Genomic DNA, 16,144 nt, shown 5'->3' on the forward strand with positions numbered 1-16,144 from the left:
GGCGGCCCCGGCGCGGCTACCGGCCCTGCTCCCGGACGGGCTCCAGGAAGCCCTGCTCGACCAGCATCCGGATCGCCTCCGGGGTCCGGTCGCGCAGCAGGACCGGGTCCTCCTCGACCAGCTGTGCGATCGCGTCGAGGATCCGGCCCGCGCTGAGCGAGCCGTCGCAGACGCCGGCGAAGCCCGCGCCGACGGTGTCCACCTTGGTGGCCCGGCGCATCCCGCGGTTCTGCCGGAGCACCACGTGCTCGGGGTCCTCCGCGCCGGGCGCGCCGACCTGCTCCTGGACGACCTCCTCGGTCAGCCGGAAGTATCCGGCCAGCAGGGCGGCGTCGTCGTGCTCGCGCAGGTAGTCCTGGCGGGCGAAGTGCGCCAGGACGGTCTCGCCGAGCGGCTGTTCCACCGTGTGCGGCCACTCCTCGACCACGATCGAGGGCTCGGCCGCGTCGGTGCGGCGCAGCGTGATCCAGCCGAAGCCGACGGCCTTGGTCTTGCGGGACTCGAACTCGTCGAGCCAGTCCTCGTAGCGCGCCGCGTACTCGGCCGGCTCGGTGCGGTGGTCGCCGGCGTCGCGCAGCCACAGCTCCGCGTACTGCGTCACGTCCTGGACGTCGCGCTGCACGATCCACGCGTCGCAGCCGCGCGGCACCCAGGAGCGGACGCGGTCGTGCCAGTCCTCGCCCTCGACGTGCTGCCAGTTGCCGAGGAACTGGGCGAAGCCGCCCGGGTTGAGGTGCTCCCCCGCCTGCCGGACCAGGGTGCGGCACAGGTCGTCGCCGCCCATCCCGCCGTCCCGGTACGTGAGCCGGGCCCCGGGGGAGATGACGAAGGGCGGGTTGGACACGATCAGGTCGTACGTCGCGTCGCCGACGGGCTCGAACAGGGACCCGGCGAGCAGCTCGGCCTCCGGGGCCCCGGAGAGCGCCAGCGTCAACCGGGTGAATTCCAGGGCGCGCGGGTTGACGTCGGTGGCGGTGACGCGGGTGGCGTGCTGGGCGGCGTGCAGCGCCTGGATCCCCGATCCGGTGCCCAGGTCGAGGGCGGATCCGACGGGGACGCGGACGGTGATCCCGGCCAGGGTGGTGGAGGCGCCGCCGACGCCGAGGACGACGCCCTCCTCGCGGCTGCCGATGCCGCCGGCCCCGCCGACGGCGCAGCCGAGGTCGGAGACGATGAACCAGTCCTCGCCGTCGGGGCCGCCGTACGGGCGCACGTCGACCGTGGCGTGCACCTCGTCGCCCTCCCGCCGCAGCCAGCCGTCGGCGAGCGCGGCCTCCAGGGGCAGCGCCTGAGCGGCGTGCACGTGGGGCACGGGGCACTGCAGGAGGAACATCCGGACCAGCGTGGCGAGGGGGCCGTCGCCGTGGCTGCGGGTGGCGCGCAGGGCGGGGACCGTCTCGCTGCGGGCGAGCGCGGCGTAGGCGGGGGCGCCGAGCAGGTCGAGCAGCCCGTCGGCGGTGAAACCGGCGGCGAGGAAGGCTTCGCGGAGCTCGGCGGCGCGGTCGGGCTTGGGGAGGCTGGTGGTACTCACGCGTCCATTGTGGCCGCTGGCACCGGCGATCCGTGCGAAGCGCGGGGCGCGACGGGGCGTCCGGGGGCCCGCGGGACGGTCCGGCCGGGGCCGCGCGGGGCGCGGCGGCCGGGCCCGTCCGGGATGCCGGCCGCCGCGGACGGCGTGCGCCCGCCCGCGCACCGCGCGGGGGCGGTCACTTGGGCGCCGAGACCTGGCAGCCCTTCTGGGTGTAGATCACCTTGAGGCCCGTCGAGTTGAGCTTCTCCTTGCTCGCGGTCTCGTTGGCCGCGACCTCCGTGAGGCCGCCCGCGACCTGCTGGAGGCCCTCCGCGAACTTGGCCTGGTCCTTGGGGTCCAGCGCGTCGATCTTCGTCTTGAGATCGGTGTAGCCCTTGGAGATCTCGCCGTAGCTCTTCACCACCGAGTCCTGGGCGGTCTTGCCGTCCGTGACCGGGGCCGTGCCGGCCGCCGTCAGGGAGCCCGCCATGCTCTTGTACGAGTCGGACAGCGACTGGAAGGCGGCCGAGTCGGTCTTCTGGACCTCCTCGGGCTTGCTGCTCTGCGAGGCGACCCGCTTCAGCTCGTCATTGGTCGTCTTGATCTTGGTGAGCTCGGGCTCCCACTTGTCGCAGACCTTCTTGGCCCAGGCGTCGGCCTTCTTGTCGCCGCCGTCGTCACCGCCGCAGCCGGACAGCACGAGCATCAGTACCGCACCGCAGGACACCGCGGTCGCAAGCTTCTTGTTCACCGGATTGGTCCCTTCGAAGGCTCTCGGCCGGAAGATACACGCCCGCCATCCGAGCACGCAGAAAGGCGGACGGACGGCGCGTCAGTACGCGCCGCCCGTCCGCCGTTCGGGCGCATCCCCGGGCCGGTCGGCCCAAGGGGCCGCGGACCGCCCTCAAGGGGTCCGCGGGGTCAGGAGACGGGCGCCGGGTCCGCCGGCTTGCCCACGCGCTCCGCGGTCGCGTTGGCGCCCTCGTCGTCGCCGACGGCGATGCCGCGCCGCTTGGACGCGTACACCGCGCCGACGATGATCAGGAGCGCGATCGCGGCGACGACGGCCCGTACGACCGCGCTGGTGTCCTCGCCGTAGCTGAACTGCACGACGGCCGGGGCGATCAGCAGGGCCACCAGGTTCATGACCTTCAGGAGCGGGTTGATGGCCGGGCCGGCGGTGTCCTTGAACGGGTCGCCGACCGTGTCGCCGATGACGACCGCGGCGTGGGCCTCGCTGCCCTTGCCGCCGTGGTGGCCGTCCTCCACGAGCTTCTTCGCGTTGTCCCAGGCACCGCCGGAGTTGGCGAGGAACACCGCCATCAGGGTGCCGCAGCCGATGGCGCCCGCGAGGAAGGAGCCGAGCGCGCCGACGCCGAGGGTGAAGCCGACGGCGATCGGGGTGAGCACCGCGAGCAGGCCGGGCGTGGCCAGTTCGCGCAGGGCGTCCTTGGTGCAGATGTCCACGACGCGCCCGTACTCGGGCTTCTCCGTGTAGTCCATGATCCCGGGGTGTTCGCGGAACTGGCGGCGCACCTCGTAGACGACGGCGCCCGCGGAGCGGGACACGGCGTTGATGGCCAGGCCCGAGAACAGGAACACGACGGCCGCGCCCAGGATCAGGCCGACCAGGTTGTTGGGCTGGGCGATGGCGAGGCTGAGGTTCATCTCCCCGGCCTTGGCGCCGACCGTCCTGACCGCGTTGGTGATGGCGTCGTTGTACGAGCCGAAGAGCGCGGCGGCGGCCAGGACCGCGGTGGCGATCGCGATGCCCTTGGTGATGGCCTTGGTGGTGTTGCCGACGGCGTCGAGGTCGGTGAGGACTTGGGCGCCCGCGCCCTCGACGTCGCCGGACATCTCCGCGATGCCCTGGGCGTTGTCGGAGACCGGTCCGAAGGTGTCCATCGCGACGATGACGCCGACGGTGGTGAGCAGGCCGGTGCCGGCCAGGGCCACCGCGAAGAGCGCGAGCATGATCGACGTGCCGCCGAGCAGGAAGGCCCCGTAGACGCCGAGGCCGATGAGCAGCGCCGTGTAGACGGCGGACTCCAGGCCGACGGAGATGCCGGCGAGGACGACCGTGGCGGGGCCGGTCAGCGAGGTCTTGCCGATGTCCCGGACGGGGCGGCGGCTGGTCTCGGTGAAGTAGCCGGTGAGCTGCTGGATCAGGGCCGCGAGCACGATGCCGATGGCGACGGCGACCACGGCCAGGACGCGCGGGTCCCCGGAGTGGGCCAGGATCGCGGGGTCCTCGACCCCGGCGAGCTCCTTGTAGGTGGCCGGCAGGTAGGCGTAGACGGCGGCGCCGACGAGCACCAGGGAGATCAGGGCGGAGATGAAGAAGCCGCGGTTGATCGCGGTCATCCCGCTGCGGTCGGCGCGGCGGGGGGCCACGGCGAAGATGCCGATCATGGCGGTGACGACGCCGATGGCCGGCACGATCAGCGGGAAGGCGAGGCCGAGGTCGCCGAAGGCGGCCTTGCCCAGGATGAGGGCGGCCACGAGGGTGACGGCGTACGACTCGAAGAGGTCGGCCGCCATCCCCGCGCAGTCGCCGACGTTGTCGCCCACGTTGTCGGCGATGGTCGCGGCATTGCGCGGATCGTCCTCCGGAATGCCCTGCTCGACCTTGCCGACCAGGTCGGCGCCCACGTCGGCGGCCTTGGTGAAGATGCCGCCGCCGACGCGCATGAACATCGCGATGAGCGCGGCGCCGAGGCCGAATCCCTCCAGGACCTTGGGGGCGTCGGCGGCGTAGACGAGCACGACGCAGGAGGCGCCGAGCAGGCCGAGGCCGACGGTGAACATGCCGACCACGCCACCGGTGCGGAAGGCGATCTTCATGGCCTTGTGGGCCACTTCGGTCAGGTCCTTGGCGGGCTCGCCCTCGGCGGGGGTGGCCTCGCGGGCGGCAGCGGCGACGCGGACGTTGGCGCGGACCGCGAGGCGCATGCCGATGTAGCCGGTCGTGGCCGAGAAGAGGGCGCCGACGAGGAAGAAGGCGGAGCGCCCGGAGCGCTGCGTCCAGTCGTCGGCGGGGAGCAGGAAGAGCAGGAAGAAGACCACGACGGCGAAGATGCCGAGGGTGCGCAACTGGCGGCCCAGGTAGGCGTTCGCGCCCTCCTGCACCGCCGCGGCGATCTCCTTCATGTTTCCGGTGCCCTCGTCGGCCGCGAGGACCTGGCGGACCAGGACCTGCGCGACGACGAGGGCGGCCAGTGCGATGCCCGCGATGACGAACACGATGAGCCGGTTGTCATCGGTGAGTACTGCGGCCGCCAGATCATCGGCGGGAACCGCGGCATTGGGGGTGAAGAGCCCCGTCATTCGTCCTCCTTGACGTGATGAGCTCAAGATGTGGACGGATTGTAGGGAGCGCGACCCGATCAAAACAGTGGGCGTGAAACGGAATTGGCGTGCTCTCGCTCCTCAGCAATAGATCGCGTCACTCCTTTACCCCCGAAAGAAGTAATGGGACAAAGCCATTGACGGCCGTTCAGCGATCTAGAGGATTTCCCGGGAAATGAAAAAGGCCCTGCTCAGCAGGGCCTTGATAAAGATCGGAAGATAGGACGGGCGGGCCTTACGGAAGATCGGCGACGCCGGAGACGGGCCAGCGCATGCGGATCGTTCCGCCCGATTCCCCACTGGTCACCGAGACGTCGTCGACGAGCCCGCTGATCACCGCGAGCCCCATCTCGTCCTCGCCGTCGGCATCGGGGTCCAGGGCCGCGTCCATGCCGGCCACCGGCTCGGACGAGCCGCCACCCGGCCCGGGCACCTGGTCGCCGACCTCGATGGAGAACTGCTTCTCCTCCTCGATCAGCACCACCCGGACGGGCGCGGTCAGCCCGTTGCTGCGGTGCAGTCCGACGGCACGGGAACAGGCCTCACCCACGGCGAGGCGGACCTCGTCGAGGACGGCTTCCTCCACCCCGGCCCGGCGCGCCACGGCGGCCGCGACCAGGCGGGCCGTGCGGACGTGTTCGGGCTGGGCACTGAAGCGCAGTTCAACGGTGGCCATGTTCGTCCCCCTCGGACTACAGGCGTGCCTTGACAGGGGCCCGGACCACCCGTGGTCCGGTACCCCCTGCTCCTCATCGGCTCCCGCGCCGCCGAGGCGGCGCTCGCCGGGAGCCGTCAGTCGGTGGCGCTGACGGCGTCGTCCACAGAGGTGTGGATCGGGAACACCTTCGTCAGACCGGTGATCCGGAAGATCTTCAGGATGCGCTCCTGGTTGCAGACCAGACGCAGCGAGCCCTCGTGCGCGCGGACGCGCTTGAGGCCTCCCACGAGCACACCGAGGCCGGTGGAGTCGAGGAAGTCCACTCGCTCCATGTCGACAACCAGGTGGTAGCTGCCGTCGTTCACCAACTCCACCAACTGCTCGCGCAGCTTGGGCGCGGTATACACATCAATCTCGCCACCGACCTCTACGACCGTGCGGTCGCCGACAGTGCGAGTCGACAGGGACAGGTCCACGGATCCTCCAGCACCTTGCTATCGAGCGGCGCCCCCCAGGGGCCTCCCACCCGAAGGTAGGGGAGGGATCGGCTGCCGCGATGGCATTCAATCACTTACCGGCAGGCGCGCACGACGCCTTGAGTCCATTGTCCCGCACGCCGGTGACACACTCGGTTCCAATGGCCAACACTCACCGCCCCGGTCCGGCCACGGCACCGGAGGACCCACGACCCACCCCCGGCGCCGTTCTGGACCGCCTGTCACGGGGGCCTTCCCGAGCTGCGCGCATCACCCATACGGAGCACTTGCCCCCTCGGGAGGGCCGTCATGCGGTCTGGCCGCACCGCGTCCGAACGGATGTGGTGGCGGCGATCCGGGCCGCGGGAATCGAACACCCGTGGGAACACCAGGCGGCCGCCGCCGAGCACGCCCTGGACGGCGAGTCGGTCGTCGTCGCGACCGGAACCGCCTCGGGCAAGTCGCTGGCCTACCTGGCCCCCGTGCTGTCCGCCCTCGCCGACGGCGCCGAGGCGCCGAACGGGCGGGGTGCGACCGCCCTCTACCTGGCCCCGACCAAGGCTCTGGCGGCCGACCAGCGGCGCGCCGTCCGGGAGCTGGCCGCACCCCTCGGAAACGCCGTGCGACCGGCCGTGTACGACGGGGACACGCCCGTGGAGGAACGCGAGTGGGTGCGCCAGTACGCCAACTACGTGCTGACCAACCCCGACATGCTGCACCGCGGCATACTGCCCTCCCACGCCCGCTGGTCCTCCTTCCTGAAGGCCCTGCGCTACGTGGTCGTCGACGAGTGCCACAGCTACCGGGGGGTATTCGGCTCCCACGTCGCCCAGGTGCTGCGGCGGCTGCGCCGGCTGTGCGCCCGCTACGGGTCCGAGCCGGTGTTCCTGCTGGCCTCCGCCACCGCCGGCGACCCGGCGGCCGCAGCCTCCCGGCTGACCGGCCTACCGGTCACCGGGATCACCGACGACGCCTCGCCGCGCGGCGAGGTGGTCTTCGCCCTGTGGGAGCCGCCGCTGACCGAGCTCAAGGGCGAGAAGGGCGCCCCGGTGCGCCGCACCGCCACGGCGGAGACCGCCGACCTGCTGACCGACCTGGTCGTCCAGGGGGTCCGGACGGTGGCCTTCGTGCGCTCCCGGCGCGGGGCCGAGCTGATCTCCGTGATCGCCCGGGAACGGCTGGCCGAGGTCGACCGGTCCCTGCCCCGGCGGGTCGCGGCCTACCGGGGCGGCTACCTGCCCGAGGAGCGCCGCGCCCTGGAGCGGGCCCTGCACTCCGGGGAACTGCTCGGGCTGGCCGCCACCACGGCCCTGGAGCTCGGCGTGGACGTGTCCGGCCTGGACGCCGTGCTGATCACCGGCTATCCGGGCACCCGGTCCTCGCTGTGGCAGCAGGCCGGGCGCGCCGGCCGGTCGGGGCAGGGCGCCCTGGCCGTGCTGATCGCCCGCGACGATCCCCTGGACACCTACCTGGTCCACCACCCCGAGGCGCTCTTCCGGCGGCCGGTGGAGGCCACCGTGCTGGATCCGGACAACCCGTACGTGCTGGCCCCGCACCTGTGCGCGGCCGCCGCCGAGCTCCCCCTGACCGAGGCCGACCTGGACCTCTTCGGCCCGGCCGCGGCCGGGCTGCTGCCGCAGCTGGAGGCGGCGAAGCTGCTGCGGCGGCGGACCGCGGCCTGGCACTGGACCCGCCGGGAACGGGCCTCCGACCTGGCCGACATCCGCGGCGGCGGGGGCCGCCCGGTCCAGATCGTCGAGGCCGCGACCGGCCGCCTGCTGGGCACCGTCGACGAGTCCGCCTCCCACACCGCCGTCCACGACGGCGCCGTCCACCTCCACCAGGGCCGCACCTACCTGGTGCGCCGACTGGACCTGGAGGAGTCCGTGGCCCTGGTCGAGGAGGCGGACCCGCCCTTCTCCACCACGGCCCGCGACACCACCTCGATCGCGATCCTGGAGACCGAGACGGAGGTCCCGTGGGGCGCGGCCCGGCTCTGCTTCGGCTCCGTCGAGGTCACCAACCAGGTCGTGTCCTACCTGCGCCGCAAGCTGATCACCGGCGAGGTGCTCGGCGAGGCCAAGCTGGACCTGCCGCCGCGCACCCTGCGCACCCGGGCCGTGTGGTGGACGGTCACCGAGGACCAGCTCGACGAGGCCCGGATCGGCCCGGAGATCCTCGGCGGCGCCCTGCACGCCGCCGAGCACGCCTCCATCGGCCTGCTCCCGCTCTTCGCCACCTGCGACCGCTGGGACATCGGCGGCGTCTCCGTCCCGCTGCACCCCGACACGCTGCTGCCCACGGTGTTCGTCTACGACGGCCACCCGGGCGGCGCCGGCTTCGCGGAGCGGGCCTTCCACACGGCCCGGGAATGGCTGACGGCCACCCGGGACGCCATCGCCGCCTGCGAGTGCGAAGCGGGCTGCCCCTCCTGCATCCAGTCCCCCAAGTGCGGCAACGGCAACGACCCCCTCCACAAGCGCGGCGCGATCCGCCTCCTCACCCGGCTCCTCGCCCCCGCCCCCTGACGGCCCGCCTCCGCCCGCGGGCGCCGGTACGGGGGCCGGGGGCGGGCCCGCACGGGCCCGGACCGCGGGGGCGAAGGGGCCGGACCGGACGACCGCGGTGACCTCGGCCACCTCGCCCCCGACGCGGCACCCGGCCACCTCCGCCCCCTGGGCCGCCGCCACCCGCCCGGCCGCCGCGCAGGCGGCCTGCGGGCCGTGCGCCCAGGTGGCCGCCGCCGCGAGGGCCGCCAGATCGGCCGCGGCGCCCGCCCGGTGCCGGGCCACCACCGCCTGCCCGAGCAGCAGCACGCCCCCGAACACCGCCACCAGCGCCGTGGCCACCACGGTGGCCCACACCGTCGCGGAGCCCCGGTCCCGGCTCATGGCGGCGGCCCGATCCTGTCCTCGGCCAGGGCCGCCGCCCGCGCCCCGATCCGCACCGGCAGCCCGGCCGGACCCGGGGCGGGCGCCGCCACCCGCACCTGCCACAGGTCCCCGGTCCGCTCCAGCTCCACCCGCGCCCCCGGCGGGGCCGCCTGCCGGGCCGCAGCCAGCGCCGCCTCGACCGGTTCCGACCGGGCCGCCGCCCGGGCACCGGCCCGGGCGGCGTCCACACACCGGATCTGCGCGGCCGCCGCCATCAGCGCCCACACCAGCAGCGCCGCGAACAGCACCAGGGCCGGAATGACGAGCGCCGCCTCCGCCGTCACGTAGCCGCGGTCCGCGGATCTCCCGTCCGCAAAGGGCGGCCGCTTTCCCTCAGAAGGGCGCATCGAGCGCCTTCCCGATGGTCGACTGGAGTGCCGCCGAGACCACGTCACTCGTCACCACCTTGTACAGGACCGCAGCGAACGCACAGGCCGCGATCGTGCCCATGGCGTATTCCGACGTCGACATTCCCGCGTCGCTCCCGCGGCGCCCCAGAGCCGCCCGCAGACGAAACCCGATGATCCTCATGACAACCTCCTGTGGGATTACGTTCTTGATGTGATTTCAGGTTTGTGATTCCGGAACTCCACGGCGGAGCACGGGGGCTTCGGCATTTCAGCCGGCCGACAGCAGACCGGACGCCATTCCGATCACCACCGGCGCCACCCCGACCGCGAGGAACGCGGGGAGGAAGCACAGCCCCACCGGCGCGGTGACGAGCACTGCGGCCCGCTGCGCCCGGGCGGCCGCCCGCCGGGAGCGGTCCGCCCTCAGGGCCGCCGCCAGCCGGGAGACGGGCTCCGCCGCCGGCGCCCCCGTCCGCGCGGCGCGTTCCAGGCACTCCGCCAGCCCCCGGGCCCCGGGTATCCCCGCCAGGCTCCCCCACGCCGCGCCCGGCTCACCGCCGAGCCGCAGCTCCGCCCCCGCGAGCGCCAGCCGCTCGCCCACCGGCCCGCCCAGCGACTCCCCCACCACCTCGGCCGCCTCCACCGGCCCCGCGCCCGCCGCCAGGCAGGCGGCCAGCAGGTCCGCCGCGAACGGCAGCTCCCGCTCCGCCTCCCGGGGGTCGACCCCGGCGGGCGGCCGGGGCCGGAGCGACCACCACCGCACGACCGCCGCCGCACCGCACCCGGCCGCCGGCCCCCACACCCCGCCGACCAGCGCCCAGGCCGCCAGCAGCGCCCCGGCGGGCCCCGCCCAGGCCACGGCCGCCGTCCGCACCCGGGGCCCCCACCGCGACCCGCGCCGCACGGGCTCCGCCGCCGGTATGACCACGGCGAGCCTGCGCCGCACCGCCCGCAGCCCCATCCGCGCCGACACCGCCGAGACCAAGGACCACACCGCCGCCGCCAGGCACAGCGCCGTCCCCAGGCTGTGGACCGCCGGCCCGCCCCTCACCGCTCCCCCGTCCGTACGATCCGCCGGCACCACAGCAGCCCCAGCGCCTCCAGCACCCCGCCCGCCGCCAGGCAGCCCCACCCCACCGGGGAGTGCAGCAGCACCCGCAGCGGATCCGCCCCGAGCGCGGTCCCCATCAGCAGCCCCACCAGCGGCAGCAGCGCGAGCACCACCGCCGTCGACCTGGCTCCGGCCAGCTGGGCCCGCAGCGACTCCTTCCGGTCCCGCTCGGCCCGCAGGGCGCCCTCCAGCCGGTCCAGCCCCGCCGCGAGGCCCGCACCGCAGTCCACCGAGACCCGCCAGCAGGCCGCCATCCCGGCCAGCCCCTCCGCGCCCGGCTCCCGCGCCGCCTCACCCAGGGCGCCGGCCACGTCCCCGCCGAACGCCGCGGCCGCCAGGACGGCCGTCTCGGCCGCTCCCGGGCCGTCCGGAGCAGACGCCGTGCGCCGCAGCGCCGCCGTCAGCGCCGGGCCGGGCTGGGCGCCCGCCCTCAGCTCCCCGACCACGGCCGCACACAGCGCCGCCACCGCGCCGGCCCGGGCGGCCCGCGCCCGCTCGCGCTCCCGGGCCCGCAGCCACCGGCGCAGCAGCGGCACCGAGGCCGCCCCCAGCACCAGCGGGATCACCGACCCGCCGAGGACGGCGACCAGCACACCGGCCGCGAGCGCCACCCCCTCCCGCCACCGGGCGGCCCGCACCCGCGCCGCGGCCACCAGCCGCCATCCGGGGGACGGCCCGCGCGGCACGGCCGGGACTCCCCCCGCCAGCACCAGCCGGACCCGACGGGTCGACCCACCGCCCCCGGCCAGCCCCCAGGCGGCCGCACCGGCGCAGAGCACCCCGGCGAACACCGGCACCGACCCGAGCGCCCCGGCGTTCACCGGGCACCCCGCAGCAGCGGACCGAGCCGCTCCCAGCCCCGCTCCCGTACGAAGCCGCGCGCTCCCCAGCGCAGGGCGGGGACGGTCACCACCAGCCCGGCCGGATCCCGCTCCAGCACATGCACCTCGGCCACCCGCCGACGCCCGGACCGGTCCCGGACCAGATGGACCACGAGGGTCAGCGCGGCTGCCACCTGGCTGTGCAGGGCGGCCCGGTCTAGCCCGGCAGCGGTGCCGAGCGCCTCCAGCCGGGCCGGGACGTGCTCGGCGGCGTTGGCGTGGACCGTGCCGCAGCCCCCTTCGTGCCCGGTGTTCAGGGCGGCCAGCAGATCGGCCACCTCGGCGCCGCGGACCTCCCCGACCACCAGCCGGTCGGGGCGCATCCGCAGGGCCTGCCGCACCAGGTCGGCCAGGGTGACCAGCCCCGCGCCCTCCTGATTGGCGGGCCTCGTCTCCAGCCGCACCACATGGGGGTGGTCCGGACGCAGTTCGGCGGAATCCTCTGCCAGCACGATCCGTTCGGCCGGCCCGACCAGTCCGAGCAGGGCGCTGAGGAGGGTGGTCTTGCCCGTGCCCGTCCCGCCCGAGACGAGGAAGGACAGCCGGGCCTCGACCACGGCCCGCAGCAGCCGCTGCCCGCCCGGCGGCAGGGTCCCGGCGGCGACCAGCTCCTCCAGCGTGAACGCCTTCGGCCGCACCACCCGCAGCGACAGGCACGCCGACCCGACGGCCACCGGCGGAAGGACGGCGTGCAGCCGGGTGCCGTCCGGCATCCGGGCGTCCACCCAGGGCCGGGCGTCGTCCAGCCGCCGCCCCGCGACGGCGGCGAGCCGCTGGGCCAGCCTCCGGACGGCCTCGGCGTCGGGGAAGGTCACCGCCGTCAGTTCCAGCCCGCCGCCCCGGTCCACCCACACCCGGTCCGGGGCTGCCACCAGCACGTCGGTCACCCCGGGGTCGTCGAGGAGCCGCTCCAACGGGCCCGCGCCCACGAGCTCGGACCGCAACTCGGCCGCCGTACCCAGCACTTCCGCGTCCCCGAGCAGCCGGCCCTGCGCCCGCAGGGCCGCCGCGACCCGGGCGGGCGTGGGCTCGGCGCCGCTTTCGGCGAGCCGCCGGCGGACGGCGTCCAGCAGCACCGCGCTCATGCCGGCACCCCCTGCGCGGAGCCGAGCGCCCGCTGCCAGAACCCGTCGCAGAACCGGGCCAACGCGCCCCGGGCCCCTGGGGGTTCCCCCTCGGCCACCCGCCCCGGGAGCCCCACCTCCACCGGCACCTCGCCGGCCAGCGGCGCTCCCAGCAGCCCCGCGACCGCTTCGGCGTCGAGCCCCTGTCGACAGCGGCCCCGTACGACCACGCGGACGTCCCGGGCCACCATCCGCACCCCGGCGGCGACCCGCCCGGCCGCGGCCACCGACCGCAGTTCGCCGGGGACCACCAGCAGGACGAGGTCCAGCTGGGCCAGCACCTCCGCCACGGCCTCGTCCACCCGGCGGGGCAGGTCGACCACGACCACCCCGCCCCGCCGGCGCGCGGCGGCCACGACCGACCGCATCGCGGCGGGCGGCACCACCACCCGGTCCCCCCGGTCCCAGCTCAGCACCCGCAGCGCGTGCAGCTCGGGGAGGGATTCCTCCAGCGCCCCGGCTCCGACCCGGCCGCGGGAGGCGGCGAAATCGGGCCAGCGCAGCCCCTCGGCCCCCTCCCCGCCGAGCAGGACGTCCATGCCCCCGCCGAGGGGGTCCCCGTCGACGAGGATGGTGCGCTCCCCGGCGCGGGCGGCCCTCAGCGCGAGGGCGCAGGCGAGGGTGGAGGCCCCGGCCCCGCCGCTGCCGCCGATGACCCCGACGGTGAGGGCGGGCCGTCCGGCCCCTTCGACGACGTCGGCGAGGCGGTCGACGAGCCGGTTCTCGGCGTCGGGCAGCCGAAGCACCTCCTCGGCGCCGATCCCCACCGCCCGCTGCCACACGAACGGGTCGTCGAGGTCCCGGCCGACGAGGAGGACCCCGTCCCGGCGCGGCGCCCCGCGGACCCGCCGCGCGGCGTCGTCCCCGACCAGGACCAGCGGGGCGGTGTCCCAGCCGGCGCCCGCGCGGGGCCCGGCGGCGCCCGCACCGTCCCCCTCGGCCCGGCCGTCCCCGTCCCCGGCCCCGCTCCGCTCCGGCACCGCGTGGTGCACATACGGCTCGGCGCCCGCGGCGGCGCACAGCCGCAACAGGTCGTCGAGCAGCAGCGGGTCCTCGGTGATGATCAGCGGTCGCCCGCCCGCCGGCCCGGCTCCCGCGGCCCGGGCGGACGGCCCGCTCCCACCCGCCACGACGGACGCCGGCGCTTCACACGACTTCGATCCAGCCACGATCTCCGCCCCCTTCTCGCTGCAAATCCACACGCCGCGGACTTCGCGGCTGGAATCACGGTGCAGGGATCGGGAAAAAGAAGTGGATCTTGCTGGAAAACTGTGGACAAGAAGGCACTTGTGAATATCTTCTCCACCCCGGCGAGTGAGTTCCGGAGTGCGCCGGAACGACTACGCAGCGTGACGCGTCGGAGGGTGTGAGGGCCTGCGCCGGGCGGGCCCGCCGAAGCGGAAGGGCCGGGAGGATGGCCGTCGAAGACAGGGGATGTGGGGCGCGAACCGCGTCCGGACATGCGACGACCCCCGCCGGGGGGGAGAGCGGGGGTCGTCCCCACGGTCCGACTCGGGGGGGGAGGAGTCAGACCGGGTTAGCACGGTCGCGAACGATCCGTGACTTCCATGGTGTACCCGAGAGCCTTCTCAGGCAAACCCACGCGCCACACCTTACGCCGAATGGTGGGCGCATATGCTCGGGTCGTGGAAAATCAGCCCTTGCCGCACTCCTCGCCTCGGACCGCCGCCTTCTTCGACCTGGACAAGACGGTCATTGCTAAGTCCAGCGCCCTGACGTTCAGCAAGTCCTTCTACCAGGGTGGCCTGATCAACCGTCGGGCCGTGCTGCGGACCGCGTACACCCAGTTCATCTTCCTGGCCGGCGGCGCCGACCACGACCAGATGGAACGGATGCGCGAGTACCTGTCCGCCCTCTGCAAGGGGTGGAACGTCCGGCAGGTGCGGGAGATCGTCGCCGAAGCACTGCACGATCTGATCGACCCGATCATCTACGACGAGGCCGCGTCCCTCATCGAGGCCCACCACACCGCGGGCCGCGACGTGGTGATCGTCTCGAGCTCAGGCGCCGAAGTCGTCGAGCCCATCGGCGAGATGCTCGGCGCGGACCGGGTCGTGGCCACCCGCATGGTGGTCGGTGAGGACGGCTGCTTCACCGGAGAGATCGAGTACTACGCCTACGGGCCGACGAAGGCGGAAGCCGTACGGGAGCTGGCCGAGTCCGAGGGCTACGACCTCGCGCGGTGCTACGCCTACAGCGACTCGATCACCGACGTGCCGATGCTGGAGGCCGTCGGGCACCCGCACGCGGTCAATCCCGACCGGGCCCTGAGGCGCGAGGCGGTCGCGCGGGAGTGGCCGGTGCTGGTGTTCAGCAAGCCGGTGCGGCTGAAGCAGCGGCTGCCCGGATTCTCGGTGCCCGCGCGGCCCGCGCTCGTCGCCGCCGCGGCGGTCGGCGCCGCGGCCGTCACCGCCGGCCTGGTCTGGTACGCGAGCCGCCGGAGGGCCGCCGCGACCCTCGCGTCGGCCTGAGTCCGGCCCCGTTCCGGACGGGGGAATCGTCCGGGCCCGGGGCGATATGGGGTGTCCGAATCGCTCAGGATCGTCCCGGAAAGTAAAGAACTCGGGCCAGGGGTTTCACTCCGCCGCGAAGCGAGGTACAAAGGAGTCACGGCCCGCGAGACCAAAGAACATCCGAGAGGATCATCTTTAAAACGCAGTAAGGCCCACGGACCGAAGCAGGAGCGCCGAGCACCCACGCGACGTCGACCCGTCGATTACGGGCCAGCCGCACCAGGCCACGGGCAAAGTACCCGGCCTGATGGGCACCATCGAGGACGCTTGGTAACTGGGCGCGAATGCCAGCGGCGACACCAGAGCAGGACGGTGTCGCCGCAACCCGTTGCCCGCGCGGCCGACACGCACCCGCGCCCCGCCCGCCCCGGACCCACCCCGCCGCGAACCTACGCCGCGCCGCGCTGGAGCGCCTCGCAGACCGCCGTCGACTCGCGGGCGCCGAGCTCGACCGCGCGGCCGCAGTGCGCGATCCAGGCCGCCATCCCCTCCGCGGTGCCGGAGACGTAGCCCTTGAACGCCTCCAGGTAGGCCTCCGGCCCCTGTTCGGCGTGCCCGACCTCCGCCGGGCAGATCGCCTTCGGGTCCAGCCCGCTGTTGATCAGCACGATCCGCTCCGCGGCCCGCGCGACCAGGCCGTTGTACGAGGCGAAGGGGCGCAGGGCCAGCAGCTCGCCGTGCACCACTGCGGCGGTCACCAGGGCCGGAGCCGACCCGCCCGCGATGACCACCCTCGACAGTCCGTCGAGCCGGCCCGCGACCTCGTCGGCGTCCGGAAGCGGGAGGTCGACCAGCGGCTCGTCCACCGACTCACCGGCCAGGCGCGGACGGCCCACCACGTCCCCCGCCTCGGCCGAACCGGACGCGACCAGGTGGAGTCGGGCCAGGACCCGCATCGGCGACTGGCGCCAGATGCTCAGCAGCTGGCCGGCCTCCGCCGTCAGGCGCAGGGCCGCGCCGACCGCCAGCGCCTCCGGGTCCGCACCGAAGTCGGTCCGGCGGCGCACCTCCTCCAGCGCCCAGTCGGCCCCCGACAGCGCCGCGCTCCCCCGGGCACCGCGCAGCGCGGCCTCCGAGGTGATCTCCCCGCCCCGCCGGCGCATGACCCGGTGCCCGTAGACCCGGTCCACGGCCTTGCGTACGGATTCCACGGACTCTGCGACGCCCGGGAGGGCACCCAGGGGCGCCAGCGGGTCGGAAGCGCTACTCATAAGTAGGG

Annotated in this window: 14 protein-coding genes and 1 pseudogene; 2 read left to right on the top strand and 13 right to left on the bottom strand. The window is 74.4% G+C overall.

Annotation, left to right across the window (positions count from 1 at the left end; genetic code table 11):
- Nucleotides 1–16 precede the first annotated feature (16 nt).
- The 5 genes from ACIRBY_RS12020 to bldG form a co-directional block, all read right to left on the bottom strand.
- Nucleotides 17–1,531 (bottom strand): methyltransferase, encoded by a 1,515-nt coding sequence (locus ACIRBY_RS12020; protein WP_403899712.1) that lies wholly within the window; start codon nt 1,529–1,531, stop codon nt 17–19.
- A 175-nt stretch (nt 1,532–1,706) separates the two neighbouring features.
- On the bottom strand, nt 1,707–2,261 hold the full coding sequence (locus ACIRBY_RS12025; RefSeq protein WP_403899715.1) for a small secreted protein: 555 nt from the start codon (nt 2,259–2,261) through the stop codon (nt 1,707–1,709).
- Nucleotides 2,262–2,431: 170 nt separating this feature from the next.
- Nucleotides 2,432–4,837, bottom strand: coding sequence for a sodium-translocating pyrophosphatase (locus ACIRBY_RS12030; protein WP_403899718.1), 2,406 nt, complete (start codon nt 4,835–4,837; stop codon nt 2,432–2,434).
- A 256-nt stretch (nt 4,838–5,093) separates the two neighbouring features.
- Nucleotides 5,094–5,534 (bottom strand): ATP-binding protein, encoded by a 441-nt coding sequence (locus ACIRBY_RS12035; RefSeq protein WP_403899721.1) that lies wholly within the window; start codon nt 5,532–5,534, stop codon nt 5,094–5,096.
- Between the two features lie 116 nt (nt 5,535–5,650).
- On the bottom strand, nt 5,651–5,992 hold the full coding sequence (gene bldG / locus ACIRBY_RS12040; protein WP_049716377.1) for an anti-sigma factor antagonist BldG: 342 nt from the start codon (nt 5,990–5,992) through the stop codon (nt 5,651–5,653).
- 80 nt (nt 5,993–6,072) lie between these two features.
- Here bldG and ACIRBY_RS12045 point away from each other — a divergent pair, with 80 nt between their 5' ends.
- Entirely contained in the window at nt 6,073–8,520 is a 2,448-nt protein-coding gene (locus tag ACIRBY_RS12045; RefSeq protein ID WP_403899725.1) for a DEAD/DEAH box helicase, read from the top strand.
- Between the two features lie 102 nt (nt 8,521–8,622).
- Here the strand turns inward: ACIRBY_RS12045 and ACIRBY_RS12050 are convergent.
- The 7 genes and pseudogenes from ACIRBY_RS12050 to ssd form a co-directional block, all read right to left on the bottom strand.
- Nucleotides 8,623–8,883, bottom strand: a pseudogene (locus ACIRBY_RS12050) (Rv3654c family TadE-like protein); the annotation flags it as partial.
- Nucleotides 8,880–9,209, bottom strand: a complete 330-nt coding sequence (locus ACIRBY_RS12055) for a TadE family type IV pilus minor pilin (RefSeq protein ID WP_403899728.1) — start codon at nt 9,207–9,209, stop codon at nt 8,880–8,882. The pseudogene ACIRBY_RS12050 and the gene ACIRBY_RS12055, both read right to left, overlap by 4 nt.
- A gap of 49 nt (nt 9,210–9,258) precedes the next feature.
- Entirely contained in the window at nt 9,259–9,456 is a 198-nt protein-coding gene (locus ACIRBY_RS12060) for a DUF4244 domain-containing protein (RefSeq protein ID WP_403899731.1), read from the bottom strand.
- Between the two features lie 87 nt (nt 9,457–9,543).
- Nucleotides 9,544–10,326, bottom strand: coding sequence for a type II secretion system F family protein (locus ACIRBY_RS12065; RefSeq protein WP_403899734.1), 783 nt, complete (start codon nt 10,324–10,326; stop codon nt 9,544–9,546).
- Nucleotides 10,323–11,207: a type II secretion system F family protein gene (locus tag ACIRBY_RS12070; RefSeq protein WP_403899737.1), complete on the bottom strand. Its 885-nt coding sequence runs from the start codon at nt 11,205–11,207 to the stop codon at nt 10,323–10,325. Before ACIRBY_RS12070 ends, ACIRBY_RS12065 begins: the two co-directional genes overlap by 4 nt.
- Nucleotides 11,204–12,352: a TadA family conjugal transfer-associated ATPase gene (locus ACIRBY_RS12075; protein ID WP_403899740.1), complete on the bottom strand. Its 1,149-nt coding sequence runs from the start codon at nt 12,350–12,352 to the stop codon at nt 11,204–11,206. The genes ACIRBY_RS12070 and ACIRBY_RS12075 overlap by 4 nt, the downstream gene beginning before the upstream one ends.
- Complete coding sequence (gene ssd, locus ACIRBY_RS12080; protein ID WP_403899743.1) at nt 12,349–13,521, bottom strand: septum site-determining protein Ssd; 1,173 nt, start codon at nt 13,519–13,521, stop codon at nt 12,349–12,351. Before ssd ends, ACIRBY_RS12075 begins: the two co-directional genes overlap by 4 nt.
- 492 nt (nt 13,522–14,013) lie before the next feature.
- Between ssd and ACIRBY_RS12085 the strand changes: the two genes are divergently transcribed.
- Nucleotides 14,014–14,883 carry an HAD family hydrolase gene (locus ACIRBY_RS12085; RefSeq protein ID WP_403899746.1) on the top strand — a complete coding sequence of 290 codons (870 nt, stop codon included), beginning with the start codon at nt 14,014–14,016 and terminating at the stop codon, nt 14,881–14,883.
- Nucleotides 14,884–15,314: 431 nt separating this feature from the next.
- Here the strand turns inward: ACIRBY_RS12085 and ACIRBY_RS12090 are convergent, their stop codons facing one another.
- Complete coding sequence (locus ACIRBY_RS12090; RefSeq protein WP_403899749.1) at nt 15,315–16,136, bottom strand: oxidoreductase; 822 nt, start codon at nt 16,134–16,136, stop codon at nt 15,315–15,317.
- Nucleotides 16,137–16,144: the final 8 nt, after the last annotated feature.

Origin of the sequence: Streptomyces sp. NPDC096136, assembly GCF_044763325.1 — a bacterium.
Lineage (GTDB): Bacteria > Actinomycetota > Actinomycetes > Streptomycetales > Streptomycetaceae > Streptomyces.

Coding starts and splice junctions, on each gene's coding strand:
- ACIRBY_RS12030 (WP_403899718.1), bottom strand. CDS start 4,837: ATGACGGGGCTCTTCACCCCCAATGCCGCGGTTCCCGCCGATGATCTG.
- ACIRBY_RS12035 (WP_403899721.1), bottom strand. CDS start 5,534: ATGGCCACCGTTGAACTGCGCTTCAGTGCCCAGCCCGAACACGTCCGC.
- ACIRBY_RS12045 (WP_403899725.1), top strand. CDS start 6,073: ATGGCATTCAATCACTTACCGGCAGGCGCGCACGACGCCTTGAGTCCA.
- ACIRBY_RS12060 (WP_403899731.1), bottom strand. CDS start 9,456: ATGAGGATCATCGGGTTTCGTCTGCGGGCGGCTCTGGGGCGCCGCGGG.
- ACIRBY_RS12075 (WP_403899740.1), bottom strand. CDS start 12,352: ATGAGCGCGGTGCTGCTGGACGCCGTCCGCCGGCGGCTCGCCGAAAGC.
- ACIRBY_RS12085 (WP_403899746.1), top strand. CDS start 14,014: ATGGTGGGCGCATATGCTCGGGTCGTGGAAAATCAGCCCTTGCCGCAC.
- ACIRBY_RS12090 (WP_403899749.1), bottom strand. CDS start 16,136: ATGAGTAGCGCTTCCGACCCGCTGGCGCCCCTGGGTGCCCTCCCGGGC.